Annotated in this window: 13 protein-coding genes and 1 riboswitch; of the genes, 7 read left to right on the top strand and 6 right to left on the bottom strand. The window is 37.1% G+C overall.

Annotated features, from left to right (window positions below):
• Positions 1-2: 2 nt before the first annotated feature.
• The 3 genes from P3J6_RS08630 to P3J6_RS08620 form a co-directional block, all read right to left on the bottom strand.
• Positions 3-2,027 (bottom strand): hybrid sensor histidine kinase/response regulator, encoded by a 2,025-nt coding sequence (locus P3J6_RS08630; protein WP_198522744.1) that lies wholly within the window; start codon positions 2,025-2,027, stop codon positions 3-5.
• Positions 2,028-2,232: 205 nt separating this feature from the next.
• Positions 2,233-3,084: a patatin-like phospholipase family protein gene (locus P3J6_RS08625; protein WP_055011446.1), complete on the bottom strand. Its 852-nt coding sequence runs from the start codon at positions 3,082-3,084 to the stop codon at positions 2,233-2,235.
• A 170-nt stretch (positions 3,085-3,254) separates the two neighbouring features.
• Complete coding sequence (locus P3J6_RS08620; RefSeq protein WP_198522743.1) at positions 3,255-4,679, bottom strand: sensor domain-containing diguanylate cyclase; 1,425 nt, start codon at positions 4,677-4,679, stop codon at positions 3,255-3,257.
• 218 nt (positions 4,680-4,897) lie between these two features.
• Between P3J6_RS08620 and P3J6_RS08615 the strand changes: the two genes are divergently transcribed.
• On the top strand, positions 4,898-5,791 hold the full coding sequence (locus P3J6_RS08615) for a cation diffusion facilitator family transporter (RefSeq protein ID WP_138606760.1): 894 nt from the start codon (positions 4,898-4,900) through the stop codon (positions 5,789-5,791).
• A 49-nt stretch (positions 5,792-5,840) separates the two neighbouring features.
• Here the strand turns inward: P3J6_RS08615 and P3J6_RS08610 are convergent, their stop codons facing one another.
• Positions 5,841-10,340, bottom strand: coding sequence for an EAL domain-containing protein (locus tag P3J6_RS08610; protein ID WP_198522742.1), 4,500 nt, complete (start codon positions 10,338-10,340; stop codon positions 5,841-5,843).
• Positions 10,341-10,499: 159 nt separating this feature from the next.
• Here P3J6_RS08610 and P3J6_RS08605 point away from each other — a divergent pair, with 159 nt between their 5' ends.
• The 3 genes from P3J6_RS08605 (at position 10,500) to P3J6_RS08595 (ending at position 13,159) form a co-directional block, all read left to right on the top strand.
• Positions 10,500-11,054: an isochorismatase family protein gene (locus P3J6_RS08605; RefSeq protein ID WP_138606764.1), complete on the top strand. Its 555-nt coding sequence runs from the start codon at positions 10,500-10,502 to the stop codon at positions 11,052-11,054.
• Positions 11,055-11,184: 130 nt separating this feature from the next.
• On the top strand, positions 11,185-12,651 hold the full coding sequence (locus P3J6_RS08600) for a methyl-accepting chemotaxis protein (RefSeq protein WP_198522741.1): 1,467 nt from the start codon (positions 11,185-11,187) through the stop codon (positions 12,649-12,651).
• Positions 12,635-13,159 (top strand): DUF6436 domain-containing protein, encoded by a 525-nt coding sequence (locus P3J6_RS08595; protein ID WP_198522740.1) that lies wholly within the window; start codon positions 12,635-12,637, stop codon positions 13,157-13,159. Before P3J6_RS08600 ends, P3J6_RS08595 begins: the two co-directional genes overlap by 17 nt.
• A gap of 93 nt (positions 13,160-13,252) precedes the next feature.
• On the opposite strand, the gene P3J6_RS08590 is transcribed toward P3J6_RS08595, so the two are convergent.
• Positions 13,253-13,813, bottom strand: coding sequence for a TMEM165/GDT1 family protein (locus P3J6_RS08590; protein WP_198522739.1), 561 nt, complete (start codon positions 13,811-13,813; stop codon positions 13,253-13,255).
• Between the two features lie 83 nt (positions 13,814-13,896).
• Positions 13,897-13,999: riboswitch (yybP-ykoY riboswitch) on the bottom strand.
• Between the two features lie 176 nt (positions 14,000-14,175).
• On the opposite strand from P3J6_RS08590, the gene P3J6_RS08585 reads away from it, so the two are divergent.
• A complete protein-coding gene (locus P3J6_RS08585; protein ID WP_198522738.1) occupies positions 14,176-14,487 on the top strand; it encodes a hypothetical protein in 312 nt (103 codons plus the stop codon).
• Positions 14,488-14,581: 94 nt separating this feature from the next.
• On the opposite strand, the gene P3J6_RS08580 is transcribed toward P3J6_RS08585, so the two are convergent.
• Positions 14,582-16,207, bottom strand: a complete 1,626-nt coding sequence (locus P3J6_RS08580) for a methyl-accepting chemotaxis protein (RefSeq protein ID WP_198522737.1) — start codon at positions 16,205-16,207, stop codon at positions 14,582-14,584.
• A 494-nt stretch (positions 16,208-16,701) separates the two neighbouring features.
• Between P3J6_RS08580 and P3J6_RS08575 the strand changes: the two genes are divergently transcribed.
• The gene (locus tag P3J6_RS08575; RefSeq protein WP_198522736.1) at positions 16,702-17,463 is read left to right on the top strand and encodes a metalloregulator ArsR/SmtB family transcription factor; all 762 of its coding nucleotides are present in this window, start codon (positions 16,702-16,704) and stop codon (positions 17,461-17,463) included.
• Between the two features lie 11 nt (positions 17,464-17,474).
• On the top strand, positions 17,475-18,497 hold the full coding sequence (gene arsB, locus P3J6_RS08570) for an ACR3 family arsenite efflux transporter (RefSeq protein WP_138606778.1): 1,023 nt from the start codon (positions 17,475-17,477) through the stop codon (positions 18,495-18,497).

Raw genomic sequence — 18,497 nt, 5'->3', positions numbered from 1 at the left:
TGTTATAATGTGGCTACGCCCAGTCTTTTTAGTGTATTTATAATTGCTTCTTCTATCGCTGGAAGCTTAAACGGTTTGGCTATAAACATGTCCATGCCTGCTTGCTTACAGTTTAGTTTATCTTGTGAGGAAGCATTAGCAGTTAACGCCACAATATAAGTTTCTTGCGGGTCACAGATACCTTGTGCCTTTAGTTGCTTGGTGGCTTCAAAACCATCCATGATAGGCATAATGCAATCCATAAAAATAAGGTCAAAATGCTTTTGTTTGCATTTTAACAGGGCATCTTGGCCGTCAATAGCAAAGTCTGATTTTATATTAAATTTATCCAGTGCAGATTCTAATACCAGGCGATTTATTTCGTTATCATCAACCACCAAAACCGAGAGCTGATTACTATGGTTATTAATAAATTTAAGGCTAGGTTTTTGTGTTTGTTGTTTACCAAGCTCAATTGGGATAGTTAAGGTAAAACACGTGCCCACGTTAACCTCACTGGTTACCTCAATTTTACCATTCATAAAACCAACGAGCTCTTTAACTATGGCTAAGCCTAACCCGGTGCCACCTTTATTGTTGTTAGCATCAACCTCTTGGGTAAAGGGCTTAAATAATGAGTTTAAATATGCTTTACTCATGCCGCGACCCGTGTCGGTTATTTTAATTGTAAGTAAAGGGCGCTTTGTATTTAATGCTAACTGTGAATCGAGAGAAACAGAACCATGCTCTGTAAATTTTAATGCGTTACTCAGTAAATTAGAGATAATTTGGCTTAATCGAGAGGTGTCGCAGTATACCCAAACATCATTAGGAATGAGGTTAGTGGCTCGTAGTTCAATGTTTTTATTGCTAAACAATACCGAATACAAAGAAACCAAATCGGTAAATACCGTTTTAAGTAGGGAGTGATGAGGCTCCAGTTTTAATTCACCATGATTTATTTTTGAAAAATCGAGTACTTCATTAATAATATTCAATAAAATATCAGCACTTCGAAGGGCGACTTTAATTTTTTCCGCCCGCTTGTCATAATCGTGTTCATCTATGAGTGTCGCTAACATACCCGTAATGCCATTTAGCGGAGTGCGTAGCTCGTGACTAATTTTTGCAAACAGCATACTTCTATCTTTGAGTAATTGTTCAGCGAGCGCTTTTTTTTGTTTTAACTCTTCGCGTAACTTTACGGCTTCAGTTATATCTTGAAAAGTACCAAATAACCGCACACATTGGCCGTTGTTAAACTCGGCCTCACCAAAGGTAGAAACCCAAATGTTTTGTTGTTTAGTGGTAATTATTTCCAGCTCTAAATGCCATTTTTCACCCTTAGATACCGCATTTTCTACCGCTTTATTAATGCTATCTCGGCTTTTGCCCGCTTTATAAAACTCGATAGCGGTATTCATATCAGGAGTGAAGCCTTCTTCGGCTTGATGAATGCGCCGAGTTTGTTGGCTCCAAAAAATAGTATTTTCTATTAAGTCGACTTCCCATGTACCTATATTTGCCACGCTTTCAAGCTTTAATAAAGTGTCACTATTTTTAGTGAGATTGGCTTTATCCTGATTGCGCGCAAATTCCGAGCCTAACCACTGCGCTAATAATTCAATATAATCATAGGCTTCATCGCTAAAAGGAGCGCATTCTTGAGCTGATGAAAAGTTAACGGTACCAAACACGTCTGTGCCTATTCGTATAGGCGCACCAATGTACGCTTCTAATTGGAAATTAATGTAGCATGGATGATTTGCAATACTACTTTGCGACGCATTATGAAATGCGAGTGCAGAGTTGGCCGACAAGGTATGGGTGCAATAGGTGCCGTTTAACTCAAACTCAGTGCCAATAGCAAGAGAATTGTCAGGGGTGATGGCATGTAAAACAATGTAAGAATCATTTTTTACACGGCTGATAATAGCTAAGTCGAGTTGAAAAACATCGAGCCCAAAAGCAAGTAAGTCTGCAATTTTTTGATCAAAGCTTAGCTGCTGATCTGAGACTATATTATGAAAGCATCGAAGAAAATTCACAAAAACCCTTAATTTATTTGGTGTGTACACAAAATTTAATGCAAAAAACACGCCTAAATTTAATCTGTTTTTTGCAATACGATGGCGAACACATCGTTCTTTATTACATTACCCCGTTGGTTTAAAAATTAATAGCTGGAGTAAGCTGTAAATTCAAAGGTTATATCAATGTATACTTCTTATAGGTTGATTTTATAGCTTATGATCATTCCTTAGCAAATCGAGAGTTATTCAAGTAGGTTTTAGCTTCACTTATGCCCATTTGATAGCCTGAATTGAGTATAGCCCGATTTTTAGTGGTGCGACCGACTTTAAACCCCATTGGAGGTGCGATAATATTTACTTTACAATCAGGTGGAGCATTATGCAAAAAATCAATACTGTCATTATAGTTTTTAGAACGCTGAATAGTGGCCTGTGCAAGTGCAGGAGTATCTTTATAGAGTTGTTTAGTTAACCACGGTACTTTGTTATCTTTTTTACGATAGCCTAAAGGTTGAGAAAGGATAACCGTTATTTCTGATGCCCCCATTTCATAAGCTTTTTTTACCGGAATAGAGTCGGCAACGCCACCATCGGTCATGGCCATGCCATTTATTTTTGGATAATCCCGATAAGCTATGGGTATAGCGCAAGAGGCTTTTAATTGCTCTACCATTTCGCTGCCTGTTGCTTGTAAATAATGAGCTTGCCCAGACTCGATTGCCGTTGCAACAATATAAAAGTCGTGAGGGGATTGAGAGAATTCGTCGGTATTTAAAGGAATTTCACGTATGGTCTCTTGCCAAAGCCAGTCCAAATCAAACAAATGGCCGCCTTTAACAAATCGGGAAAGGTTAATAAATTCAGGCCTACAGGAATAATCAGTAATCACTTTGTAGTTTCGAGTTGCTTGCTTACATAGATAAGCCGCGACGTTCGTTGCTCCAGCAGATACACCAAAATAGCTGGTAAAAGGTTGATATTGTTGTGCTAAAAACTCATCTAGCACGCCAGCTGCAAAAATACCGCGCATGGCACCACCCTCTACCACTAATGCATGTTGGCTATTGCTCATATTAACTTCCTTCCTTTGACAATACACTTATGCTACCAAGTGTGCTCAAACTGTGCGAGCAACTTTTTGCTTTGATTCGGGACCTGTTTTAATTATTAGTTAGGATAAGAAAATATCAAAGGTTGCAGGGAATAGAAGCGATAATTTGTTCTTAAAAATTAATATATACGTTATTCAAAAGAACATATTTGATCTCTGCCTGCTTTTTTAGCTTTGTATAAAGCAATGTCGGCATTTTTTATTATCGTTTGCATATTAGTATTAGCGTTTGGGTAAGTGGTAAAATACCCAAAGCTCATTGTGATATGAGGAGTAACAGAAGAAAATTCATGGGGAATATTTAACGCTTTAATTTTTTGCTGTATCAGTACAGTAAACTTTTGGCATTGTTCTTTGTTAGAGGCCGGCAAAATAATTGTAAATTCTTCGCCTCCATACCGAGCTACTATATCACCCTCACGTTTACATACGCTTTTTAAAGCGCGCGCCACTTGTTTTAATGTGTCATCACCTTTTTGGTGACCATAGTTATCGTTATAGCGTTTAAAGAAATCGATGTCACACATAATCAAACTAATAGGCTGATTATGTCTTGCACAACGCTTAATTTCACTGTTGAGAGTGCTATCGAAAAAGCGACGGTTTGCAATATCAGTAAGTGCATCGGTATTCGCTAATTTATTGAGCTTAGTGTTGGCGTTAATTAATTGCTTTTGGGTTAACTGCAGCTTTTTTTTATAGTTAATATTCTTGAGGGCATTATTGATGATTTCACCTACGAGCTTTATTCTAATCAAATCAATTTTGCTCCAATTGCGCTTAGTTTTAACGCAATCACAGCCGATGAAGCCTACCAGTTCCTCATCGAAACGAAGGCCTATGCATAAAACCGACTGAATGCTTTGCTCTTTAAACTCTGCTTTTTCAGCGTCAGCTTTAGTAGGTAATAGCTCAATATCATTTACTTGAAATAGATGGTTCTCATTCATCACTTCAAAAAAATAGGGGAGTTCAACCTTTGGTATGTTTTGCAGTCTGTCTTTGCAAGCAACAATACCCTTATTGACCCACTCGTGAGTATTAGTAATAGTTTCATTGTCAGTGTTAAATTCAAATAAATAACTACGGTCAGCCTTTAATACGGTGCCAATGGCTTTGAGGGCAAAGTTAATTTGTTGGTCTATATTATCGTTTTGTATATCAATAAGTTTGGTAGAGATTTTAGAGATAATATGATCAAAGTTGTATTGCTCTGTGAGTGTATGATCTTGCTCTAAAGTGAGCATAGATATTGAGCCATCAATTATAGAATGATCAATATTTAACAGTTGTAAAGTGGATTCAGAATCTAATAAAACGGTTGTTATATTAGAAGAAAATAATTGCTCAATACTGACAACTTCATCATTACTAAAGTCGCGCAGCACAACATTGCTAAAAGCACCTTTTTTAACAGCACTTTCATCCTCTATTTTGAGTAACGTTTTGGCATGCTGATTTAATGTGTAGTTTTGGTTTTTATCATCATAAACAATCACGGCTAAATTAATAAGATTAAAAACCTGCCAAATTGTTTTGTCTGAGTCATGACTCACTGATTTCTCCGCAATTATACAGGCAGAACTCGCCAAATCTTTTAATTATTAATAATATATGTCTCTTTATATTTAGTACAGTTCTTTGCATTTTACTAAGTTTTTAGTGCGTTTAATTGGTCTTCGTATTACAATTGTGACTGTATATCATTTCGCACTTTCTAATTTGCTTTATTTCATTAGCTTACTTTGTTTTCAGTAAAGGCCTTTTATATTTCATGACAGAAATAACTACACATCACGCCTCCCGTCGCCGTCTATTAATTGCACTTGCAATTACCTGTTCGTTTATGGTGATTCAGCTTATAGGTGCCTATTATGCTAATTCACTGGCTGTTCTTGCTGATGCCGGTCACTTATTTGTTCATAACAGCTCACTATTTATAGCACTTATTGCCTCAAGCTTTGCTATTCATTTGGCTAAAACTTACAACGACGGCCATCAAAAAGCTGAATTAATCGGCGGTCTGATCAACGGCATTTTATATCTTACTATCAGTTTACTTATTTTATTTGAGGGAGCTGAGCGCTTTTTGGACCACAAAGGTGGACATGAGCTGATCATAAATAGTTATTTAATGTCGGTGATTGCTGCTATTGGTTTTTTATTTCATGGTGCGGCAGCGTGGGTATTATATAAAGGTCGTAAAGCCAGTATTAATGTGTATGCGGTATTTTTACATTCGTTTTTTGATTTAATCTCGACTGTTTCCACTTTTGTTGCCGGTGTTCTTATTTATATTACGGGCTGGAATGTGATTGATATTTTATCGAGTATGTTAATTGCATCATTTGTACTATTTACGGGAATTAAGGTGATAATTAGTTGTATTAAAGGGCTACGTTCAAATAAAGCAAAATTGCCAGAAGTCCAAGATATCGAAACAGAAATAACCAGCATGGAGCATGTTGCAAATGTGCATAACGTTACCGTTGTTCGTAAGAATAAAAAAGTGATAGTAGGTGCTCACGTAGTGTTAAAGCAACATTGCACTATAGAAAAGCATGATGAAGAATGTCGTTTAAAAGTAATCAAACTACTTGCAGATAAATTTAATGTTCGTAACAGTGTGCTACAAATCGAAAGCTATGAATGCAAGCACATACATTAAAAATTTTAACCTAAAAGCGACTTGGTTAAGTCGCTTCTTTACCATAGCTTTAGATTAAATCAATAATCTTCTCAAAGCATGCAGGGCTCATTAGGTCGCTGGCACTCATAGGGCGAGCAAAATAGTAACCCTGAAGTTTATAGCAACCTATGTTTGTTAAAAAGTCTAGTTGCTCCCGCGTCTCTACCCCTTCAGCAATACAATATAACTCTAAGTTTTCAGCAAGCGAGTAAATAGTTTTAATAATCGACTCGTCACCTTTGTCTGTGCCAATACTATTAACAAAGCTTTGGTCAATTTTTATTACATTAATTGGAAATTGGCTCAAATAAGTGAGTGATGAATAGCCAGTACCAAAATCATCAAGAAATAGTTTAAACCCTGCAGCTTGAAGGCTTTTAAGTTGTTTTGCTGCTTTGTACTTATCTTCTAACAGCGTGTTTTCTGTGATTTCTAGGCGTATTTGCTGTGGTTTAATACTGGCTTTCTCAAGTATAGCGCTCAGTCGATCGGTTATATTGGCCTTTAAAATATGTTTTGGTGATACATTTAACGAAATATAAAACAGTGGGTTTACGCTAAGGATAGGCGCAAGCTCTGTGATTGCACGTTGCAATGCTTGCTCAGTAAGCATATCAATTAGGCCAGTTTCTTCTGCCACCGGTATAAATAAAGCCGGAGAGATAAGTTTTCCTTGGTTTTCCCAACGCATCAATAACTCAACGCCACTTATTGTTTTATCTTTTGTATTAACCACGGGTTGGTAATGATTAAATAATTGGTTATCTTTTGCGGCATCTTTTAAGTCATTTTCAAGAATAAGTTTTTGTTTAATTTGCTCATTCATTTTTTCATTAAAAAACTGAAATCCATTTCGACCTGCTTGTTTTGCATGCATCATAGCGATATCTGCATTGCGGATCAAAGCATCAGTTGAGCATGCATCATGGGGATATAAAGCAATACCAATACTGGCAGATATATTAATAGAAAAGTCTTCAATAATAACTTTGCTTGCGAGCTCATTACTCATTTCGTTAAGCGTGTGTTGCAGAGAAGACATAGAAGTAATGTTCTCGATTAAGACTAAAAACTCATCACCACTTTGGCGTCCAAAAGTCGCGTGGTCACCTAGGTATAAGGCAACTCGTTCAGTAATGTTACACAGTAACTTGTCGCCTACTGCATGCCCAAACGAATCATTCACAGGTTTGAATTTATCTAAATCTATAAATATAACTGCACATTGCAAGTCGTTTTTAGCGGCCTTTGTAATGGCATTTTCAATTTTTTGATTCATTAAGCTACGATTAGGTAGCCCGGTTAACGCATCATAGTTGGCCAAATAACGTAACTCATTTTCAGCACGTTTTTGCTCGGTTAAGTCTGTAATTACAATTACATAATAACCAACTTTACCTTCTTCATTAGCGACTGCAGTGGCACTTATATGAATAGGGTGTTGCTGTGCTTTTGTAGTATTAACATAGGCATTTGTTCGCCAATTTTCTTTGGGTTGCAGTGCCTTTAACGTGGTTGCAAATTCTTTGCATTTAGTTTGACCAATCGCTTTTATAAATAGCTCAGTAGTAACAGCTCCCTCTTCACCATCATCAGAGAATACCTCCATAAAGCTATTATTAGCTGAGAAAGGTACAAGGTTTTCATCTAGAATAAGTAAAAAGTCATTGATTTGGCTAAAAGCTTCGCCAAGTATTTTAGCTTGCTGTTCGTTTGCTAACTGCTCGGTAATATTAGTAAAAATACCAGATACATATTCAGGCTTTTTGCTGTCTTGATTATAAATAATTTGCCCAAGGTCATGAAACCATAACCAATGACCATCTTTGTGCCGTAATCGGTAAGTCGCTTGCCAGTCTTGTGGTTGAGTTTGTTTTATAAATGCATCCCACTTACTTTGTATTCTGCGGCGCTCATCAGGATGCATAATATTAAAAAGTCTGCTTATATCAATACGTTTCGATATATTCTCGTAACCTAATTCAGTTCCTCTGGCTGTATTAACAGTATTGTCTATAAAACTGTAGTTCCAAACGCCACTCTTGTTACTCTTTAATGCTAATTCAGTTTGAGCTTTAGAGTGAATAGCTGCACGGTGGGCGCGTTCAATCGCCATTTTACGGCTACGGTATTGCCAAAAAAATAAAAACAGAATTATGGTCACTGCGAGGAAATAGCATGCGTAGGCAATAGGAGACTGCCAAGGAGCATATGCAACACTAAACTTAAGCACTACGGGCTCGCTGGTAATAACCCCATTTCGTTGTTGTGTGGACACTGATAGCTCATAATCACCTGGTTGTAATTTAGTAAAAAACACCTGATTAGATTTTAAGTCGTTATAACTTAAAGATGACGGACCATTCAGCTCTACTTTGTAGTAGGTTTTACCTATATTGTTATAATCAAAATTAGAAAATCTAACCGTCAACCCCATATCATCATGATTTAGTTTTAACGGTTCATTACGGTATTTTTCAGGCGAGTAGTTGAGCGTCTCTGAAAACAAATTAATATTTGTGATCGCTAATTTACTTTGGGTGTTTTTTTGGCCACTTTTAAATTGATAAGGGTCAAACTGCAGTACACCGCTACGATTACCGAACACGAGCTCATTATTTTGTAATTTTAGTGCAGCAATTGCAGTAAAGTGGTTGTTGCTTAAACCGTCTTTTATTGTATAGGTGGTTATGTTTAACGTATTTAAATTAAGTCGATATAGCCCATTATCGGAACTAACCCATAAAAAATCATTATCATCAGCAATAAGTTCGAAAATAGAGTTAGTGTTTAATGAATTGTTTTTATCAAAAGTATGAACTTGCTCGTAAGTTTTAGTGTTAACGGCAATTAAGCCCTCTTGTGTGGTTGCTAACCAAAGTAATTCACGTTTTGAATCTAAGTAATAGTTTTCTACGGTATGAAAAAGATTATTTTTTGCTGTTTTAGATTTAAAAATAGTAGTTAAAGTGCCCGTTGCTTCATTATATCGATAAAGCGAGTCAGATGTACTTAATAGCAATTCATCGGGGTAAGCTTTTGAAGGGGTATGAAATGCGTATGCCTGTAAAGGAGATATTTGCTCTTTTAGACCTTTTATAACTCTATTTTCACCAGAGTAACCGTCAAAAATATAGAAGTTATCATTATTAATATAAGCAAATGTATTGGGTGCTACCTGCGCAAGGCCAAATAAATAGTCAGTGTTTAGATTATGCTCGGTAATAAATTTGTTTTGTTCAAATGCGCCTGTTTCTTTGTTAAAAAGCTCAAGCCCAAAAAAAGTCACTAACCAAAGGTAGTTGTTGCCTATACTTTTGGCAGAGTAAATATCTCCGATAGCCGATAAACCATAAGCTGCTTTCTTATCTTTAGATTGTAAAAATAAATCACTCGTTTTTGTTTTTGAGTTATAACGAACAAGTCCGTCGTCAGTGCCTATCCAGAGCAGTTGCGGTGTATCTTGATATATAACATTTACAATATTATTTTCAGGTAGTGTGATTTTTTGGAATTTCTTTGTTTGTGCGGCCCATGTTAATACACCATGAGTTCTTGAACCAAGCCACAACAAACCAGATTCATCAAACATAATATCGTTGATTGTGTTTTCAGTAATGTTATAGCTACTATCTTTGAAATTTAAAATATGAGTGAGCTCTGAGGTTGCTCTGTCAAACTCAAATAAACCACTTTCTGTAGCAATAAATTCGCCATAGGGTGTGTTTACATAATCCCAAATATTATAATCACTAATAAGTGTTGATAATGCTGTAGGATCTATATGTTTATTTTCATCAAAAGCAATCCGATACATTCCTTCAACCGTACCAACCAACAATCCAAGTTTCTCGTCTATAGATAGAAATTTTACGTTGTTACCATCATTAGTAACTTTTTTCGTGTCGTTAAGTTTTATTTGTTGGCGTTCGCTACTTTCAGAGTTATAAGTGTATAGGCCCTGATCGGAACCAATATATAAGGTGTTTTGGTAAAGTGACAACGCACGGATAAACATATTTTCATTGGGCAAAGATATGACAAGAGATAACTTTTTTGTTTTTTTATCAAACCGATATACGTGCGCATCAATAGAAAAATAAAAATGTGTAAGTTGCTCAGCAACTGCAACAACCGGAGAGTATTTTTCTTCATTTTGATTCAAATGACCTGAATATATTTGTTCAGCATTTAATGTGTTTGGGTCAATTAAATAACTTCCAGCGAGCTGTGTGCTAACTAATAATTTACCGTTATTAGCTTTGTAGATATTAACTATATAATTATTTTTTAAACCTGTAGGGCTTTCGTAAAGGGTAACCTGGTAACCGTCGAACCGAAACAGGCCTTGTGTAGTGGCTACCCACACATAACCAATATCATCTTGTACAGATTTTACTACAAAGCTTTGCGAAAGTTGTTCATTGATAGAAATACGTTGTAGTTGTTCAGAGTAAGTTTGTGAAGCAAAGCTCTGTTGCATCCAAACTAATAAAAATATGTAAACAACGAAGAAAAACTTACTCAAAAGCACTTACCCTTTTTGGCCGACAAGGTTGGTATTTAGTATTGGTGTAATATAGCATGAGTTTAATTTAAAAATTACAAAAAGCACCATAGGTGTGAATTAATTGTTGCTTTTTTGTGGGTGTTAAAAGTCAGTTTAGCAAAAGTCAAAGGACTCCATATGAATTTTAGAGAAAATATTAACTCAGAGCACAGCGTGCTTTTAGTCATCGATTTGCAAAGCAAACTGGCTCCGGCCATCGCTTCATTTAATACGACTTTAGAGTGTGCTTTACAACTTGCAAATGCAAGTGCTATTCATCAAATTCCTTCAATAATTACAGAGCATTATAAAAAAGGGCTAGGTGAAAGTGATGAGAAAATAAAGCAAGCTTTACCTAGCGCGCAGTATATTGAAAAAATAAGCTTTAGTGCCTGCGCCGAAGAGGGGTTCTTAGATACTATTTCGCTATTGCAGCGCCCTCATGTAGTAGTTACTGGTACAGAGGCGCATGTTTGTGTATTACAAACTTGTTTAGATTTACTACAACATGGTTATGCAGTGACTGTTGCTACAGATGCAATAGCCTCAAGAAATGCAGAGCACAAAGCCATTGCAGTTGAGCAGCTTCGTCAAGCAGGAGCAGTAATATCATGTGCTGAAACAATAATATTCCAATGGACAAAAAAAGCAGGGACGTCTACTTTTAAACAAATACTATCAATTGTTAAGTAGCGCACTAAAAAATTTTAAATCAACCTAATTGATAATGTTCGGCTTGATTTAAAATAAAAAATTGCCAGTTGTTAAGGGCTATACTAACAACTAGCGTGTTTAATTTATTACAAAATTAATTAAGGTTTTTATGTCTAGTGTGAGTCGATTGTTTACAATCATATTCTGTTTTTTGTTTGTCGAATCTGTTGGTATCGGCCTTTATTTCGATACACTAACAGAGGCGTTTCTGGTCGGCTTGCCCTTGTGCTTGCTTCCTATTTGGTTATTAAAAACCCAACCCGAAAGTAAAGTTACACCTCATGTTGTTGCTGCTGCAATCATGATGTTTTCATTTTTGCATATTCAGCAAGCGTATGGGCTTATTGAGGTCCATTTCGAAATATTTATTTTCTTAGCCATGCTGATAATGTTTGTTGAATGGCGAGTGTTTATTACGGCTATTGTGTTTGTTGCTATTCATCATTTATCTTTTTACTATTTACAAACGCAAAATACTGGGTTTTATGTTTTCGACCCTGATCGTTTAGCTTTTTCAACTGTGCTTATTCACGCTGCCTATGCCATAGTTGAAGCGCTTGTTGCTGGCTTTATTGCAGTGACATTAAAGCGTGAACGCCAAGCTGGTTTGTCGTTAAGTCATACCACAGAGCAAATAATGCAAGACCCAAATCAAATAAAACTTTCAATGCGAGCAGATGATACAGATAGCAGTGCAGTGGTAGGTTTTAACACGCTACTAGAATACTTGTCGGATGTTATTAAGCAGGTGCAAACGCAATCTGATTCATTAAAAAATAACTCCCAAGAGTTAATAAATGTCCATGATGAGCTGGCAGACAGTGCTAAGCACCGAAATACACAAACTGATGATATAGCTAATTCAGGTTCACAAGTTGCTCATGGTTTTAAACTGGTTGAGCAAGAAAGCAATATTTTAAAGCAGCAAGTGAGCAACATTACCGACTCTGCCCATGTTGCTTTACAAGAAGTGTTACAAACAGACAGTAAGAGTAAAGAGTTGCTCACGTTATTAACTAATACCGAAGAGCAATTAAGTCATTTAGTGGCTGCTGGAGATGTAATTACAAGCTTATTGAATGAGATATCAGGTATAGCTGATCAAACTAATTTGCTAGCGTTAAATGCCGCAATTGAAGCTGCTAGAGCCGGTGAGCATGGTCGTGGTTTTGCTGTAGTTGCAGATGAGGTTCGTTCTTTAGCGAATAACAGCCAGAAAACAACAGCTAAAATAGCATCTACATTAACAGATTTAGTGGATAACAGCCGTACTTCAACACAATCCATGAATCAGTGTGTTGAGTTTGTTGTAGAACTTACGAAAATTAGTGCCACCATGAAAGAGAATATCTCTTCCATGAGCGAGCAAATACAGGCCGTATCCACAAGTTCTGACTCAGTTGCGCAAGTAGTTGCTGAACAGGCTGGCAATACTGAGCAGATTGCAACAAGCACAGATCAAATGCGTCAACGCCAATATGAAGACGGAAAAATTGTTGATCAACTTACCGCTAAGGTACAAATGATTGATGTCAGTATCGATGTATTAGAGCAAAGTATTGCAAAATTTAACTAATAAGCGCTATTTTACTTTTGCATTGATTGGTGTGTGGTTTGTGGTTGTTGTGTCGGGCTTAGTGTATTTTCAACTTGGTCAATTAAAGCCTTTTGATGAGAATAAAATGCTTGAGCGCCGTAACTGGTTTTCGCAATTTAAAGAACACGTTGTTTGGCAAAACAAAGATAGTGCGCAACTACTTATTATCACTGAAGATAATTGTGGCTGTACAATACAAGCTAAACCGCACTTATCAGCCTTACAGCGCTTTGCGAAAAATCAGGGCGTTGATGTGCAAACATTTAAACTCAATAGCCAACTAAAGTCAGTGGTTCCGGCAACGCCAGCCGCAGTTTTAATTGATAAAAATGGTGAGTTTGTTTATGCAGGCCCTTTATCAGAAGGGTTGGCTTGTTCACAAGGTAGCGGGTTTGTAGAGACCGTGATAAGTAATTTACAGGCTGGTTTTAACTCATCATTGTTAATTGCCAACACAAAAGGGTGCTATTGTATTAACCGAGTGTAAAAGAGGCTCATTTTTATTCTACGATAACTGCTTATACTTCCTTGAACCGCCTACCTACTTTAGGTAAGCGGTTTTTTGTTGTAGGTTACTTAATCACACCATGGTTATTAAGCCATAAACACCTAATAATACAAATACGGTGGCGGCAATAGCTCTTACTGTATTTAATGGAATTCTTTTTAGTAACGCCTTACCAGCATAAATAACAGGTACATTTGCGATCAGCATACCAAGAGTTGTACCAATTGTTACCCACAAAACGGATTGATATTGTGCACCCAATAATACAGTCGCTATTTGAGTTTTGTCGCCAATTTCAGCGATAAAAAATAAAATTAAAGCCACTAAAAATGCCCCATAACGATCGTAGTTGTGGCTAACGTCTTCGTCTTTATCGGGAATAAGCAGCCATAAGCCAACAACAATAAAGCTTATATTGACTACCCAAGGTAAGTATTCGACGGCAAAGTTTCCGCTCAGCCAATCACCAAACCAGGCAGATAAACCATGATTAATAATAGTAGCAGCGAGAATGCCTAAAATAAGCGCTATTTTATTATGAAAACGTGCCGCAAGTAATAGCGATAGAAGTTGAGTTTTATCGCCAATTTCGGCAAGGGCAACAGTGACGGTAGAGGTTAAAAAAATATCCATTAATATAATCTTCAGGCGGGAATATTAAACCAAGGCAAACAGCTATCTCCCGCCATGAGGATAGTGTCTACCTAGGTCTCGCCGATAACGCTTGCTACAACATTACAAACTTACCATGCACTTAAGGTGCAATTATGTTGATAAGTTTACTCATTACTGAGCGGGCTACTCCCCTAAGAGGAGGGCGATTATTCCACAAAGTTTAAAGCAGGTAAATATATGCGGGTAACTTTTAAATTTAATAGGTCTCTTTGTGGTGTTAGTGCACAAATAAACTTGCTTTGAGCTATCAAGTCAGCTGTAATAATAAACAGATGGAAGTTGAGCAATTTGAAATTATATACATGTGAAGGGATTAAAATATGCAAGGAACAATCGTTAAATCAACAATGGCAACCATTCAAAATGGAGTTATGAAAGCGGACGGAAAGTTTTGGATCACGCAAACCGACTTAAATTTTGAACCTTTTAATGAAAAATTGGGGTTAGAACAATACACAATTGCCCGCGAAACAATTTTAAAAGTGGTTGAATGTAAAGGCAAGGGCGCAGGCCTTGTGCCAATAACAGCTGATGCGATAGAGGTTTTCACGCAAGATGGCAGCTCATATCAGTTTATACTTTCAAACCCCAGTGATTGGATAACTATATTGTCTAATCAAACTTGCGCTTAAAATAACCAATATGCCATCATTTAATCATTTAAATGATGGCATATAAGGTTTTTATTTAAAGTATAACCGCTAATATGCCTCAAAATTAAAGCACCTAAACTTTAAATACATTGACTTTTCCTTGTAGCATTGCCGCAAGCTGTGCGAGCTCTTGCGATGCTTGAGCATTTTGTTGCGAGCTTTCGCTAACCGAAGTAATACTAGAACTAAATTCATTAATATTGCTGCTTAGCTCATTTGCGACCATTTTTTGCTCCTGAGTTGCGGTTGATATTTGAGTGTTCATATCTGCAATTTCGGTGACTTCTTGGTTAATTTCGCTGAGCACCTGTGAAGAATAATTAGCATGGTCAACACTTTCTTTAGCACTGCTTTCAGCGTTACTCATAGCACTAACTGCTTGCTGAGCCATACCTTGTAGTTTTGTGATCATTTCATTAATGCTAGCGGTTGCTTTTTGAGTGTTGTGGGCAAGTTGCCTTACTTCATCGGCTACAACGGCAAATCCACGACCAGAGTCTCCAGCTCTTGCTGCTTCAATGGCTGCATTTAAAGCTAACAAGTTTGTTTGCTCAGCCACACCTTGAATCATCATCACAACTTGGTTTATATCATTGGTTTGAGTATTTAGGTCTGCAATAAGCTGCGTATTTGTATTAACCAAAGTTGAAAGCGTATTTATTGACTCGATATTATCAGCAACAGCTTGCTGACCTTGGCCTGCTTTTATGTCAGCACTTGTGGCTTTATCAGAGGTTATTTGCGCGTTTTGAGCAACTTGTTCTATTGCACTACTCATTTGGGTAATTGCAGTTGCAATCATAGCTGATTGTTGCTCTTGCTGGGTTGCTGTACTGGCTACTTGAATACTAATTGAGTTCATTTCTTCAGCTGCTGAAGCAAGTGTTAGTGTTGCTCCTGCCATATCTTTTACTAAATCTTGGATCCGAAGTAACATATCATTAAAGTTAGATGCGGTATCTGCAATTTCGTCTTTACCCTGAACCTTAGCACGAGCTGTTAAATCGGCATTGGTTGCAATATTCGTTATGGTATCGCGTAATGACATTAATGGATTTTGTATCGAGCAGTAAATAAAGTAGGCAACAATCAGTAATAGTAAAATTAATATTGCGATCGTGGCACTCATTATTAACTTTATTAATTTATAATTTTCATCAGCTTTGACTCTAAAGTCACTCGCTTCTTTAAGTTGTAAATCAATTAAAGCCTGGTAACTGGCACTAAGCGGATCAAAGAGTTGGTAAAGCTCATAAACAAATTTATTTTGTGGTAGTGATAAAAACTCACCATTATTAATGCTTACAATTAAATTATTCAAATGCATAAGCACAGGCTTTAGTTTCTTTTCAACGTTATCTACCAAGCGCTTTTCTTCAACTGTTAGCTTTGTGCTCAAGTAAGCTTTCCATTCATTATCAGCCGTATTTCTAGCATCATTAATATTTACTAAGAGTTCTGACTTGGTAATAGAGTCAGCACGATACTTGTGAAGTAAATCAACAATATTTACGGCGTAATTATCTGACACATGCTTAATTTGCTTAAGTGGTACGACACGGTCGTCGTATAAACTATCAATCCCTGCTACTAACCTTCCCATTGTGTTTATTGAAAAAAACGATGTAATTAAAAAAATCATAATTGGCAGCAATGCAAGCACGGCTAAACGGGTACGCACAGAATAATTGTTTAACATAGTTATCCAAAATTACAGCAATAATAAAAAAGTATAATATGAATAAAAAATTTTACTGAATTTTTACAATAAAATATTTAGGTTTAATAATTCTTATGTTTTGATTGAAGTTCCGCTTAGCGCTGTGAGTTCAACCATTCTATGCAACATACAGCTTAAATCGTTCCGCAGGTGTTTCGTATTCTAGTATTTTTCGCGGACTCTCATTGCCAAGTTGATTGTGGAACGCATGGCTTCGCCACTTATTCGACCTACGTCAAAAGGTAGGTTGGTTAAGCCGAAGACGCCACCCAACAGAGTTTCTAAGCATCAATTTAATAATGGAAAACTAACTCTAAAAAAGGCGTTCATTAAACTGTGATGAAAATAAATGATTGAGTAAAGACTGACAGTATCGTTCAAACAATATTCCTATTTATTTCTTTTTCAACGATGACTATTGCACCACTCGCATAACAAATTTATTATATAACAAATTTGTTATGCGAGTGGTTATGAAAATTCTATTTTTGTGCACTGAAAACTCGGCTAGATCTATCATGGCCGAGGCGTTGTTAAAACATCATGGTAAAGGTGAGTATGAGGTTTACAGCGCCGGTACTGAGCCAAATAATGTGGACAGCCGAACGCTATCAGCTATTGAACACTTTGGGTTGCGTACCGATGGTTTACGCTCAAAACACCTTGATGAAGTTAGCAATATCCATTTTGATTTTGTTATTACCCTGTGTGATAAAGCGGCCAAAGAATGCGATAGTCGAGTTAATGGCACTAATTGCCTTGCATGGGATTTTCCTGAGCCTCGTTCCCGCAAAGAAGCCAACCCGTTTGAAAAAACACTACAAGAGCTAAATGAACGGCTTAAAATGTTTTTGCTAACAAAAGAAAAGCAAAAACCAGCGCCAATCACACCAACTACTTTTTACAAAGCGCTAGCTGATGATATTCGTTTGAAAAGTCTATTAATTATTGCTGTTGAAGGTGAAGCATGTGTTTGTGAGCTGATGACTGCTCTGAGTGAAGAGAGTCAACCTAAAGTTTCTCGTCACTTAGCACAACTCAGAAAAACGGGCATTTTATCCGATAGAAAACACCAGCAATGGGTTTTTTATTCGATCAATCCAACACTACCAGAGTGGATGAAGCAAACTATTACATCAACGGTAGTGAATGATCCCACTTTCATTGAACAAGAGCTAGCTAGATTAAATGCGATGGGTGATCGTCCCACGCGTGTAGCAAGCTGCTGTAACTAGGGAGGATCATTATGGGATTTTTTGAACGCTATTTATCTTTTTGGGTCGCGATATCTATTGCTACAGGTGTCTCATTGGGGGTTATTTATCCGCCGCTTTTTGAAGCAATCGCAGAGCTCGAAGTGACGCATGTTAACATCGTCGTTGCCATCTTCATTTGGGTAATGATCTACCCCATGATGGTACAAATAGATTTCTCAACAATTAAAGAAGTGGGTAAAAATCCACAGGGACTTGTGTTAACTTTAGTGATTAACTGGCTTATCAAACCATTTTCTATGGCTGCATTGGGTTGGCTTTTCTTTGAAGGATTGTTTGCCGATTTTGTTTCACCAGAAACTGCACAAGAATATATCGCAGGAATGATTTTACTTGGCGTAGCGCCATGTACGGCAATGGTATTTGTCTGGTCACAACTTACTAAAGGCGATGCAAACTATACGTTAGTTCAAGTGTCGGTTAACGACATTATCATGATTTTTGCTTTCGCCCCACTTGCAGGATTACTGCTGGGGGTATCGGATATTCATGTGCCATGGGGAACTTTGTTTACCTCGGTTGTGTTGTATGTGCTATTGCCTTTAATTGCAGGGATATTGACCAGAAAGCATTTAAATGCCTCAGGTCGTGATGAAGCAACTATCACAGCCTTGTTAGAAAAGTTAAAACCATTTTCTGTCATTGGTTTATTAGCCACAGTTATGCTGTTGTTTGGCTTTCAAGCTAACACTATTTTAGACCAACCACTCAATATTTTGCTAATCGCGATTCCGCTGGTTATTCAAACGTATGGCATTTTCATCATTGCCTATTTTATTGCGCTAAAAATCAAGCTTAAACATAACATTGCAGCTCCATCGTGCTTAATTGGTACATCAAATTTCTTTGAGTTGGCTGTAGCTGTAGCAATTTCTCTTTTTGGCTTGCATTCAGGTGCAGCGCTAGCAACCGTGGTTGGCGTACTTGTAGAGGTGCCTGTGATGCTATCTCTCGTCGCGATTGTAAACAGAACAAAACATTGGTTTAACGAATAA

Origin of the sequence: Pseudoalteromonas sp. 3J6, from assembly GCF_903995135.1 — a bacterium.
In the GTDB taxonomy this organism is placed as follows: domain Bacteria; phylum Pseudomonadota; class Gammaproteobacteria; order Enterobacterales; family Alteromonadaceae; genus Pseudoalteromonas.
Note: the sequence above shows the minus strand (reverse complement) of the source record. Positions and strands in the feature narration are given on the sequence as shown.